This window comes from Lysobacter sp. 1R34A, from assembly GCF_051217035.1.
Taxonomy (GTDB): domain Bacteria; phylum Pseudomonadota; class Gammaproteobacteria; order Xanthomonadales; family Xanthomonadaceae; genus Lysobacter.
The window spans coordinates 43,277-55,005 of sequence record NZ_JBPKJP010000013.1; the positions used below are offsets into that span (position 1 = coordinate 43,277).

Genomic DNA, 11,729 nt, shown 5'->3' on the forward strand with positions numbered 1-11,729 from the left:
GACGCCTTCCCTACTGTGGCGGGAGATTCGGAGGATGTCCCCGGCCGGCCCGACTCCCGCGAACCCGGGCCAAGCCCTCGGCCGCCCGAAGGGCCGGCAGCGCCCGTGACTACAGCTCTTGTCCGAACATGATCCGATGGCCGTCGATGGTGCGGACACCGAACTCGCGCATGCCCCAGGGCTTGTCCGACAGCGGCTGAGTGAACTCGGCGCCCGCAGCCCGGTATTCGGCGAACAGGGCGGCAGCGTCCGACACGGTCGCGTAGCCGTACCACGAATGGTCGCCCAGCTCCGCGGGCGGAACCGCGTCCGCGCACTCGCCGAGCATCACCCGGAAGCTTCCGCGGGACAGAAAGCTCCAGCCGGGCGCGGTGAAATCGATGCCCTGGCCGAGAACGGACACGTAGTAGTCGGTGGACCGGGCCAGGTCGAGGACCGCCAACGTGTAGCGAACCTTGGTGAAATCCGACATCGGCATCTCCTCGCCATAAACCGCGTTGCTGCCCGCGCTAACGAAGCCGCAGGACTGCGCCCTCGCGCCCCGGAGTATGCAAGCTCAGGCGCGGCCTCGGCTCCCTCGGCTCTCGCACTGCGGCACCGCGTTCGGGCAACAGGGCGCCCCGGTCTCCGGGGCGCGCACCTGGCATTGCCGGCGCTCGGCAGGCTCGGCAGGCTTGGCCGTCGTGCGCCGGCGCTGCGCCGCTTACCGCAGCGGGAACGGCAAGGGGTTGGTGTGGTGCACGACGATGTTCACCACGCTCACCCGGCACTGGTAGTGCAGCAGCGGCACGACTTCGTTGGCGCCCGGGTCCGGCCAGACCTGCGAGCGGTAGACATCGCAGATCGACTGCGCGAACGCACCCTGCCCGCGATACGCGAACAGCATCGCGTTGTCCCACAACTGCCGGAAATACACCACCGAATCGGGGGACGGAGCCACCGCGGAGGCACTGCCCGCACTTACGAGCGTCGAGGCGCCGAGCGCCGCGGCCAACACCAGCTTCAATGCATTCATTGTCTTTAGACTCTCCATGTGATGGACGATGAAACGACGGCACAGCGCCTGTATGGACGAGGCAGTGCGGCGGCATCCCTTACCTCGAACCTCGTCGTTTGTTCGTTCCCGGATGCGCATCACAGGCGGAATGCGGCACCGGCCTGTCGCAGCTCACGGCCTTGCGTGCTGTCGGCAGGGATTTCGAGCGCATGCAAACGGCCGCCCTCGCCACAAGGCTCGCTGGCTCGGCCCAAGCAGACCCGGCCAGCCGCCGAAGACGCCGCCCGGTCGGTTGTCGATGTGCGCATGGGCGCGGCGTCGATGACGCGTCCTAGCCGCTCGTCCGCGACCGCGCCGCCTCCGCGGGCAGGAACTCGCCGACCCGGGCGAAGCCGTACCCCTGCCCGCGCAGGGCCGGCACGAGCCGGCGCACGATCTCGACGATGCCGTGACGGGCATGGCCATGCTCGTCGTCGCCGTCGTGCAGCAGCACGATCGCGCCGGGGTGGATGCGCGCCAGCACCGACTCGACCACGCAGGACACGTAGCCCGGCGCCTGCGGTTCCAGCCAATCGCGCGGGTCGACCGACCAGCCGACCACGGTATAGCCCAGGCCGGCGAGCGCATCGACCTGCCCCGGCGCAATTTCGCCGTAGGCCGGGCGGAACAGCCGCGGCGCCTCGGCCACGCCGGCCTCGCGCAAGGCCGTCGCGGCCGGATGGATTTCGCTCGCGATCCAGTCCTCGACGCCGAAGCCGCGCGCGTCGGCATGGCTCAGCGAGTGGTTGCCGATCTCGTGGCCGTCGCGAAGGATGCGTTCGATCAAGGCCGGTTGCGCGCGCGCGGCCTCGCCGACGCAGAAGAAGGTCGCGGCAACCTCGAGTTCGGCCAGGGCCGACAACAACGCCGGCGTGGCGCGGCCGGGGCCGTCGTCGAAGGTCAGCGCCAGCCGGCGCCGGTCCGGCGATCCGCGGCCGAGATAGCTGCGCGGGCGATCGGCGAGGAAGCGGTGATAGTCCATGCCCTGCTCCGTTCAGCGTGTCAGCCAAGTCTTGCGATGGCCGCGCAGTTCGTCGATCAGCCCGATCACGTTGGCCGGCAGCAACAATACGTCGATCACCGTGTTGCAGATCGACACCAGCACCAGGTCGAGCGGCCCGAGTTGCAGGCGCGTGCGCGCCTGCATCACCGCGATGAAATTGAGCAGCGCCATCAGCCACCAATTGAGGGCGGCGATGCCGAGCAGGGTCGGGCTGCGGTAGATCGAGGCGCCGGCGATCAGCAGCAACAAGGTCGGCACCAGCGCCGACTGCGCCCACAGCAGCCACCACGGCAGCATCTTCATGGTCCGCGGCCAGGAGATGCTCCAGGCCACGCGGAACGATTCCAGGCGCCCGCGCGCCCAGCGCCGGCGCTGGCGGAACAGGCCGAAGAAGGTCGAGGGGCAGATGGTGTAGGCGATCGCGTCCGGCGCGTAGGCGATCGAGTAACCGTGTGCGAGCGCGCGCCAGGTCCAGGCGATGTCCTCGACCAGCCATTCGCCCCAGCCGCCGAGTTCGCGGATCACCTGCGTGCGATGCAGCGAGAACGCGCCGGCGACCACGTTGACCACGCCGATCTTGCTCTGCACGTAGCGGATCGCGGCGAGCGCTCCGACGTGCTCGTAGAACTGCAGGCGGTGCAACCAAGAGTTATGCCGCCCCGCCGGCACGATCAGGCCGCAGGCGGCGGCGTGGCGCGGCGAGCTGTACAAGGCCTCGACCGCGCGGCGCAGCGAGCACGGCATGATCACCGTGTCGCTGTCGATCACCGTGACCACGTCGGACTCGGCCGACAGCTGCGGCAAGGCCGCATCGAGCGCCAGGCCCTTGGCGCCGCCGTTGCGCGCTAGCGAGATCAGGCGATAGGTCTTGTCGCGCGGTTGCGCCAACCAGGCGGCCACTGTGGCCGGGGTGGAATTGGTCGAGCCGTCGTCGACCAGCAGCACTTCGATGCGGCCCGGGTAGTCGGCGCGCTCGATCGCGTCCAGCGTCATCAGGAACGAGGCCTCGGGCTCGTTGTAGAACGGCACCAGGATCGAGACGAAGGGATAGTGGGCGAGAGTCGGCGCGGCCGGCCGCCGCACCGCCTTGAACAGCGCCCATCCGGCCAGGAACACCAGGCAGCACAACAGCACGAGGGTGGAGAAACCGACGAGGCCGGTCAGGACGAGCTGGCTCAACATGGGGCGATGCATCCGGCAGCGCGATACGCGGCCGCGGCATCGTCGATGCGCAGTCACGCTCGCAGGGTCTGATTGGCAGACCGGACGCGTCGATACGGGTCGCCGCGCGTATGCGCGGCCCCGCACGCCTGGTGCTTGTGGGGGAACTACGTTGGGCAGGACGTGGTGGGGTTAAGGGTTGCTCGGTCGAAACGCAATACGTTGTCGCGTTTTCTCAATAGAGAATGAAAGCAGCAAGGGTTTTATTCTGTGACGACGGCAAGCAGTTCGACGATCGTTGTAGCGTTGCTCGCTCGACATGCGATCGAGGATCGATGAAGAATCGAAACCGAACCGTCTTATCCCCCGGCCATGATGAACACTCCCCCGACGCCGCACTCCGCTCACGCCGCCCCTGCGTTCCGTCCGCGCTTCGACATCGGCGCGCAGCGCATCGACTGCGGACGCGAGCCGGACGTCGCCACCCACGACGCGGCCGATCGGTTCGCGAGCTGGCCCCTGCTCGACTATTCGTCGTGCGAACCGACCGAGGACCAGGCCGCGATCAACCGCTGGCTGGCCGCCGCCGACCTGGGCGAGCGCGATATCCTGCACGTAGGCACCGGCAATTCGTCGGTGGCGCGGCTGCTGGCCGGCAAGGTGCGCGGCATCGTCTCGGTGACGGTGGCCTGCAACGAGTGGGAACACGGCAACGCACTCGGCCTGCCGCGCTACTCGGTGCATCTGCTCAACAAGCACAGCGACGACTTCGCCCGCCGCTTCGAGGCGGCCAGCTTCGACTGCATCCTCGACAACAACCTCGCCAGCTTCGCCTGCTGCCAGCGCCATCTCGAACGCTATTTCGAGACCCTGGTGCACTTGCTGCGGCCGGACGGTTTCATCCTGACCCACTGGCTCGGCATGCAGTGGACCCTGGATGTCGGCATCGACGACGTCGAACCGGTCTGGCGGCTCGACGCCGGCAAGCTGCGCGCGATCGCCAGCGCCTACGGCCTGGCGGTCGAACGCCAGGACGAGTTGTTCTTCCTGCGCCGCGCACGCGCGCCGCACACCGGCGCGGCCCAGCCCTGAGCCGCCGCTCGCCGCGCCGGCGCCTGCGACCGCCGTGAGCGAGCGCTCCGCTCCGCCGATCGGCCTGGCGCCTGGTGCTCCGCCGCGCCGTCCGCGCAACCGTTTCGCCACGGCTGCGCAGCTGTGGCGCATCGGCCGCCGCGAGCCGCGTTTCGGCGGGCTGTTGCTCGACAACCTGATCACCACCTTCGGCGCCAGCTTCACCCTAATCGCGCTGCCGTTCCTGGTGATGCGCCTGACCGGCAGCGCCTTCGACCTCGGCCTGACCGCGGCGATCGAAGCCTTGCCGAGCGTGCTGTTCCTGTTCTTCTTCGGCGGCTTCCTCGACCGCGCCAACCCGATCCGGGTGCTGTGGATCTGCCGCGCGCTGTACGTCCTGATCAACGCCGGCATGGGCCTGCTGACCTGGTTCGGGCTGATGACGATCGAACTCATCTATGCCCTGGCCCTGTTCGGCGGCCTCGTCTGGGCGGTCGCCTACCCGGCCGGACGCGCGAGCTTCGGGCTGTACATCCGCAAGGGCCTGCTGCCGGCCGGCAACGCCTTGTTCGCGGTGGCCTCAAGCCTGGCGATGATGCTGCTGCCGATGCTCGCCGGCAGCCTGATCCTGGCCTCCAGCGACAACCAGGGCCTGGCGATCGCGTTCGGGATCGACGCGCTCAGCGTCGCCGCCTCGCTGTGGTTGCTCGCCGCGGTGCGCCGGCGCGGACCGGTGCGGCGGACGGCCCAGGCGAGCGAAGCCGGTGCCGCACCGGCGCAGACGGCCGCGGCGTCGCTCCAGGCGATTCCGCGCAGCTATTACCTGTATCTGTTGGTCAGCACGGTGCTGGTGTTCGGACCGATGCAGATCCTGCTGCCGGTGCTGCTGGTCGAACACGGCGATACGCGCTATTTCCTGGTCTATGTCGCCCAGTTCGCCGGCATCGCCGCGGCCGCGGTCTTCGCCGGCCACGCATCGAACGGCCTGGCCGCGGTCATTGCGAAACTGCTCGCGTGTTGGGCGGTGGCCGCACTGGCCTATGGCCTGCTGGCCTGGAATGCCAGCCTGGCGACGGTGCTGGCCGCGTTCTGCCTGCTCGCCGGCGCGTCCAATTTCTACGGCATCCAGTCGCTGTCGTGGCTGCAGCGCAGCGTCGCGGCGCAGCACATGGGCCGCGAAATGACTTGGTTCTCGGCGGCGACCATGGGCGCGATGCCGCTGGCGACCTTGTCGACCGGGCTGTTGCTCGAACGCCTGCGCTTCGCCGCGACCACCCGCTGGCTGATGGCGCTGATCGCGCTGTGCCTGCTCGCCGGCCTTGTCCATCTGCGGCTGCGGTTGGCGCGCGCACCGCTGCCGCAAACGCTCCGGGGGCCGACGGCCCCCGGAGCTTGACGCCCGATGACGTTCGATACCGCCGAACGTCAGTTGGTCTTGAAGCCGTACATGAAGGTCGCCGGCACGCCGTTGACCGCGCCCGCGGTGCCCGGGTTCGGGCTGGTGTTGCCGGCGCCGCCGAGGCCGTCCCAGTTGGTCTGGCCCAGCGAATACAGCCCCGCGCCGACGATCGACAGCGCATTGAGCGCCGCGGTCTGGGTCGGCGCCGCACCGTAGTAGGTGACGAAGCTGCGCGCCGCGCCCGGAGCGAGCGAACCGAAGCGGAAGTCCATGTGCGAACCCAGATCGCCGGGGCCGTTGTCGGTCATCGGCCCGGACAAGCCGGAGTTGGCGGCGAGCGGATCGAGCGAATTGAAGCCGTTGTTGTTCCAGGCCAGCAGGAACGGCGACGCCCCGGCCAGGGTGATGTACTCCGAGAACGTATTCGGCGGCACGTCGTAGTCGATGCCCCGGGTGTAACGCAGGTCCTTGACCGTGGTTCGGCCGATGTTCTCGATCTTGACGTCGACCCGGTACAGGTAACTCGTCGCCGCGATCGGGGTGTACTGATGGGTCACCCGGAAGGTGTTGCCGACGGTGACCACCGAGGTCGCCGCGCTCGTGGTCGGGGTGAAGCTCACCAGGGTCACGTTGCTGATGCCGGCGCAACGCGAGGTCCGCCCGCTCACCGGCGCGGCCGGATCGGCGTTCGCCACGCCCCAGCCTTCGCAGGGTGCGCCCGGCGCCGAGGCTTCGCCGTTGGTCGGCATGTAGCGCAGGCCGACCAGACGGGTGCCGTAACGGCCGCTCGACAAGGCGATGTTCGGACACTCGATGTTGAGATGACCGGTCGGCGCCACGCCGAGCTGGATGATGCCGTTGTTGATCAGGCCCGGGCAGCCTTCCGGCGGGTCGACCGCGCAGACATAGCCCCAGTCCCTGGCCTCCACGCTCGGCGTGTCGACCCGCTGGAACTTCGGGATGCGTTCCAGGTGCGGCTGAAATTCCTTGTATGGCAGTTGCGGCCTGAACGCGCCGGGGTCCCACAGATCGGCGCAGCCGGTGTTGAGGCCCGGATCGACCTGGACGAAGTAGAAGTCCTGGATGTCGCCGACGCCCTGCCAATCATTGAAGGTGTTACCGGCGAGGATGAAGCGGTCGTTCTTGCGGTCGATGGCGTACAGGCTTTCGCGGAACTTGTCGCCGAAACGGCGCGGCGACAGGCCGCCGTAACGCAGCAGGTCGCCGGTGTTGGCCGCGAACAGGAAGCCCTGGGTGCCGGCGATGGTGCCGACCACCGCGACCGCGCCCTCGCGGCCGTCCAGGCCGCGCGCTTCGACCACGTCGAAGGCGGTGAAGCTGGCCTGGTCGCGATCGACCCAGCTCGCCTGCACCAGCGGCCGGCAACTGTAGCGGGCGTAACGGGCCAGATAGGCCTGCGACGCGCTGCCTTCGTCGAGCCCGGTGGAGGCGCCGACCGAGACCGTCTCGCCGCTGTAGTTCGCGTTCAACAACGCGGTCAGGCCGTGGAAGTCGCGATGGTCCTGCCCGTCGATCAACACGCTGCTGCACACCGGCGCGCCGTTGGCGTCGGTGCGGAACATCAGGCCGCCGCGCTTGGCATCGGTGGTCAGCGCGGTGCCGGCCACGACGATGTCGGTGAAACCGCCGCTGCTGGCGAGGTTCTCGGTGACCGCGCGGAAACGCAGGCCCGGCCAGTCGCCGCTGCCGTCGTAACGGTGATCCCACAGCACGTTGCCGGCCGCATCCAGGCGCGCGATGCGGCCGAGGGTGCGGCCGTCCTTGTCGTTTTCCTCGCCGACCACGACCAGTTCGCCCTGCGTCGCCTTGCTCGGCATCACCGCGCCGGTTTCGATCAGGTCATAGCCGGTCGCGCGGTGGCTGGTCGCGGCGTTGTCGAGCAAGGTGGTCCAGATCTGCCGTCCGTGGCAGTCGAGTTGCAGCACGTAGATGAAGCTGCCTTCGCCGAGCTGCACCGAACCGGTCACGGCGAAACCGCGCTCGCCGCTGAGTTCGGCGATGCCGTACGCGTCGGAGCGCTTGCTGCCGGCGATCATGTAGGCCTGTTGCCAGGTGTCGATGCTGCTGTCGTCGGTGACGCCGACATCGTTGGCGCGGGTCACCAGGACCTGGGTGGTGCCGTCGCTGGCGCGACGGGTGCCGACGGTGACCGAGCCGCGGCCCGGACAATAGTTCACCGCCTTCACGTCCTCGCCGCCATCGCGCCAAGGTTGGTTGCCGTAGTGAGTTTCGAAGTTCTGGGCTTGCGCCAAGGGCGCGGCGAGCATCAAGCCCGTTGCCAGCACCGCGGCGTGATGCCGCAGCCTGGAGCCGGTACGTCCCATGAGTTCCATATGAGCCTCGTTGCGGAATCGTTCCGCGTGGATGGGTCGATCGCACTGCATCGCCGACCATAGCCCTCCCCGGCGCGCGTTCCGAGGAAGAACACGGGGCGATACCGGGACATAACGGGAACGATTCGCGCGATCGGACCGCTGCGTTCGAGGCGAACGCATGAGCTTTCCGTTAAAGCGCACAACGCGTCACAGCGCCAATGCGAGCGCCGGCAAGTTACCGTCGCACGCGCCGACCGACGGCGTGCGGTGGGAACGGCGTGCGATAAGAACGGCGCACGATGAGAACGGCGCGCGCCGATCGGCGGCGCGCGAGGTAAACCATGAGTGCGACCGTCGGCGCGCGCCCCTGCGACGCCGCGGCACGGCAGCGCCATCGACCTGATGACGGAGCCGCTTCGCTGCGGCGCGCCCTACTTCGTCTCGCCGAGCAATTCCACCTCGGCCAGCTCGATGCCGCCCTGCCCGGCGCCGTCGGCGAGCAGGCGCAGGCGATAACGCGAGTACGCCGCCGGCTCGGCGATGGCGAACGCGCGCGTCTGCCGGCGCCAGGCGAAGGCCTGCCCGCTGCGTTCGTCGAGGGTGGTCCACTGCGCGCCGTCGTTGGAGCCCTGCAAGGCCCAGGCCTGCGGATCGCCGCGCCGCGCCGCCGAGGTCAATGTGTACAGACGCACCGTCGCCGGCGTCTTGAAATTCCAGCTCAGCAAGGGCATCGGCCCGCTCAGGCGCGTCGCGGTGGTGGCGTCGTCGTCGAACAAGGCCGCCGCCTGCTTGGCCGCCAGCCCGGCGACCGCGGCGTTGTCGCGCCGCCCCAGGTCGCGCCAGGGCTTCGGCGTCTCGCCATCGGCGCTCAACGACTCTGGCAGCGCCTGCGCGCTGCTGGCCCAGTTCGACGGTGTCGGGCCCATGCGGAAATCCAGCACCGCGCCTTGCGCCAGCAATTCGTGCGGCAAGGTCAGCCGGTCCCAGGCCTCGCCGTTGACCCGCAGCGACTGCACGTAGCGGTTGCGCGCGCTGACCTTGGGTGCGTTGATCCGCAGCTCGCGGCCGTTTTCCAGGCGGATGCTCATGCGTTCGAACCGCGGCGCGCCGATCACGTACTCGGGCGAGCCCATCCGCAGCGGATAGAACCCCGCGGCGCTGAACAACCACCACGCCGACATCTCGCCGTTGTCCTCGTCGCCGGGATAGCCCTGGCCGATCTCGCCGCCGACGTGGAGGCGGTCGAGGATGTCGCGCACCTTTTCCTGGATCCGCCACGGCTGGCCGGCGGCGGCGTACATGTACGGAATATGGTGCGAGGGCTGGTTGCTGTGGCCGTACTGGCCCATGCGCACGTCGCGCGCTTCGAGCATTTCGTGGATGACGCCGCCATAGCTGCCGACCTCGAAGGTGCCCGGCGTGGCGAAGAACAGATCGAGCTTGTTGCCCAGCGCAGTGCGCCCGCCGTACAGCGCGCTCAGGCCGGCGCCGTCCTGCGGCGCGTGGAAGGCCATGTTCCAGGCATTGGTCTCGGTGTAGTCGCCGCCCCAGCGGGTCGGGTCGAACTCGGTCGCGGTGTAGCGCCAGCGGCCGTCGCGGTGGCGGCCGACGAAGAAGCCGAGTTGCGGATTGAACAGGTTGACGTAGCCGAGGGCGCGATTGCGGTAGTACACCGCATCGTCGCGATAGCTCGCCCGGTAGGGATCGTCGGCGCCCGCCTCCTGCGCCAGCGCGCCGGCCAGGCGGCCGATCGCGTAGTCGTTGATGTAGCCGTCCATCGACCACGACAGGCCTTCGCCGACGGTGGTGTCGGTGTAGCCGGTGAAGATCGCGCGCTCGATGCCCTTGCGGCCCGCGCCCGGCACCGGGCTGACGCTGGACGCGTTGCGGATCGCCGACTGGTAGAACGAGCGCACGTCGAAATTGCGCACGCCCTTGAGCCAGGCGTCGGCGAAGGCGACGTCGGAGCTGGTGCCGACCATCAGGTCGGCGTAGCCCGGCGAGGACCAGCGCGCGATCCAGCCGCCGTCGCGGTATTGCTGGACGAAGCCGTCGATCATCTCGCCGGCATGGCCAGGGGTCAGCAGGACGTAGGCCGGCCAGCTGGTGCGGTAGGTGTCCCAGAAGCCGTTGTTGACGTAGACCTTGCCGTCGACGATGGCCGCGCCGGTGGCCTCGGCGCGGTCCTTGCCGGCCGGCGCCGAGAACGGGCTCGCGTATTTGTACAACGGCCGCTCGGCGGTGCCGGTGTTCTCGTAGCCGCTGTTGGGGTACAGGAACAAGCGATACAGATTGGAATACAGCACCGCCTGCTCGTGCGCCGGCGCGCCCTCGGCGCGGACGATGCCGAGCTTGGCGTCCCAGGCAGCGCGGGCGCGTTCGCGCACCGCGTCGAAGCCTTCGTCGGCGCCGATTTCCAGTTCCAGGTTGCGCTGCGCCTGCTCGACGCTGATCAGCGAGGCGGCGATGCGCATCGTCACCTGGCGGTTGGGGTCGCCGCTGAGGTCGAAGCCGTACCAGGCCGAGACCCGGTCGCGGCCGCCGGCCTTGTCGCGGTCGAGCCGGGCGCCGTCGCGGATGGGCCGGTCGAAGCGGGCGTAGAAGAACAGGCGCGAGGCGCCGGTCGAGAGCTTGCTCATGCTCTCGCTCCAGCCGCTCAGGCTGCGGCCGTCGCGGTCCAGGCGGATGTCGCCGTGTTCGTCGCGATGGTCGAACAGCAGTTGCGCGCGGGTCTCGCCGGGCTCGGCCGGGAAGGTGAAGCGCATCGCCGCGGCATGGTCGGTCGGGGTCATCTCGGCGACCAGGCCGTTGTCGAAGCGCACCCGGTAATAGTCGGCGCGCGCGGTTTCCTCGTCGTGGCCGAAACTCAGCGCGCGCTTGCTACGATCGAATTCGGGCCGGCCCTCGCCGATCGCCGGCATCACGTGAAAGGTCTGGCGGTCGCCCATCCACGGGCTCGGCTCGTGCGACAGCGCGAAGGCCTCGATGCGCGGACGATTGTCGTCGCCGTTGCGCTCCTGGTACTGGTAGATCCAGTGCGAACCGGCGTTGGTGGTCGGGGTCCAGAAGTTGAAGCCGTGCGGCAGCGCCACCGCCGGGAAGGTGTTGCCGCGCGAGAAGCGGCTGTTGGAATTGCTGCCGCGGCGGGTGTCGACGTAGTCGCTCGGGCGCAACGCGGCGCGCTTGCCCTTGGCGAGCGCCGGCGCCGGCGCGATGCGCAGGTCGTCGAGGTAGCCCTGGTACGGCAGCGCGCTGTCGCCGTCGTGGACCAGCAGGATCCGGCGTACGCGGCGGCCGGCGGCCACCTCGCCGATGCGGCTGCTGACCGCGTTCCATTGATCCGGGTAGAGCAGTCGCGCCATGCCCTGCTCGCGCGCGGTCAGGCCATTGCCGTACAGGTCCAGCGGCTTGCGTTGCGACAGCCGGCTGCCGTCGTCGAACACCAGGTCGATGGCGACATAGGTCGAAGCGTTGCGCAACGCATCGAGTTTCGACGGCGCGGCCTGGCCGGGGATGTGCGCGCTCGACAGCGGGAACACCCGATAGGACAACTGCGTGTCCTTGGTCACCGCGAGGTCGACCTCGAAGGCCTGCGCGCTTTGCGCCACCCCGCTGCCGACGCCTTGGTAGCGCAGCGAGCGCACGCCGCTGAAGCCGACGCCGGGTTTGGCGGTCAGGGCGGCCGCCGCGGGCGGGCCCCCGTCGGCGCTCAGGCGCGGCGCC

General features: G+C 69.1%; 8 protein-coding genes and 1 pseudogene. 2 read left to right on the forward strand and 7 right to left on the reverse strand.

Going from position 1 to position 11,729, the window contains the following annotated elements:
* Nucleotides 1–109: 109 nt before the first annotated feature.
* The 4 genes from ACSAMQ_RS06185 to ACSAMQ_RS06200 form a co-directional block, all read right to left on the reverse strand.
* Complete coding sequence (locus ACSAMQ_RS06185) at nucleotides 110–472, reverse strand: VOC family protein (RefSeq protein WP_435394814.1); 363 nt, start codon at nucleotides 470–472, stop codon at nucleotides 110–112.
* Between the two features lie 231 nt (nucleotides 473–703).
* The gene (locus ACSAMQ_RS06190) at nucleotides 704–1,015 is read right to left on the reverse strand and encodes a hypothetical protein (protein WP_435394815.1); all 312 of its coding nucleotides are present in this window, start codon (nucleotides 1,013–1,015) and stop codon (nucleotides 704–706) included.
* Between the two features lie 313 nt (nucleotides 1,016–1,328).
* Nucleotides 1,329–2,018: a polysaccharide deacetylase family protein gene (locus ACSAMQ_RS06195; protein WP_435394816.1), complete on the reverse strand. Its 690-nt coding sequence runs from the start codon at nucleotides 2,016–2,018 to the stop codon at nucleotides 1,329–1,331.
* 12 nt (nucleotides 2,019–2,030) lie between these two features.
* Nucleotides 2,031–3,221, reverse strand: a complete 1,191-nt coding sequence (locus ACSAMQ_RS06200; protein WP_435394817.1) for a glycosyltransferase family 2 protein — start codon at nucleotides 3,219–3,221, stop codon at nucleotides 2,031–2,033.
* A gap of 354 nt (nucleotides 3,222–3,575) precedes the next feature.
* On the opposite strand from ACSAMQ_RS06200, the gene ACSAMQ_RS06205 reads away from it, so the two are divergent.
* Entirely contained in the window at nucleotides 3,576–4,292 is a 717-nt protein-coding gene (locus ACSAMQ_RS06205) for a hypothetical protein (protein ID WP_435394818.1), read from the forward strand.
* Between the two features lie 34 nt (nucleotides 4,293–4,326).
* Nucleotides 4,327–5,229: pseudogene (locus ACSAMQ_RS06210) on the forward strand (MFS transporter); the annotation flags it as partial.
* A gap of 158 nt (nucleotides 5,230–5,387) precedes the next feature.
* Here ACSAMQ_RS06210 and ACSAMQ_RS06215 read toward each other — a convergent pair.
* The 3 genes from ACSAMQ_RS06215 to ACSAMQ_RS06225 all read right to left on the reverse strand — a co-directional run.
* Nucleotides 5,388–5,675 carry a hypothetical protein gene (locus tag ACSAMQ_RS06215; protein WP_435394827.1) on the reverse strand — a complete coding sequence of 96 codons (288 nt, stop codon included), beginning with the start codon at nucleotides 5,673–5,675 and terminating at the stop codon, nucleotides 5,388–5,390.
* A 21-nt stretch (nucleotides 5,676–5,696) separates the two neighbouring features.
* On the reverse strand, nucleotides 5,697–8,024 hold the full coding sequence (locus ACSAMQ_RS06220) for a hypothetical protein (RefSeq protein WP_435394819.1): 2,328 nt from the start codon (nucleotides 8,022–8,024) through the stop codon (nucleotides 5,697–5,699).
* A gap of 413 nt (nucleotides 8,025–8,437) precedes the next feature.
* On the reverse strand, nucleotides 8,438–11,729 hold a 3,292-nt coding region (locus ACSAMQ_RS06225), incomplete at its 5' end, for a GH92 family glycosyl hydrolase (RefSeq protein ID WP_435394820.1).

Bases quoted from the DNA above. Each gene is read 5' to 3' on its own strand.
- ACSAMQ_RS06185 (WP_435394814.1), bottom strand. From the start codon at position 472: ATGTCGGATTTCACCAAGGTTCGCTACACGTTGGCGGTCCTCGACCTG.
- ACSAMQ_RS06190 (WP_435394815.1), bottom strand. From the start codon at position 1,015: ATGAATGCATTGAAGCTGGTGTTGGCCGCGGCGCTCGGCGCCTCGACG.
- ACSAMQ_RS06195 (WP_435394816.1), bottom strand. From the start codon at position 2,018: ATGGACTATCACCGCTTCCTCGCCGATCGCCCGCGCAGCTATCTCGGC.
- ACSAMQ_RS06200 (WP_435394817.1), bottom strand. From the start codon at position 3,221: ATGTTGAGCCAGCTCGTCCTGACCGGCCTCGTCGGTTTCTCCACCCTC.
- ACSAMQ_RS06205 (WP_435394818.1), top strand. From the start codon at position 3,576: ATGAACACTCCCCCGACGCCGCACTCCGCTCACGCCGCCCCTGCGTTC.
- ACSAMQ_RS06220 (WP_435394819.1), bottom strand. From the start codon at position 8,024: ATGGAACTCATGGGACGTACCGGCTCCAGGCTGCGGCATCACGCCGCG.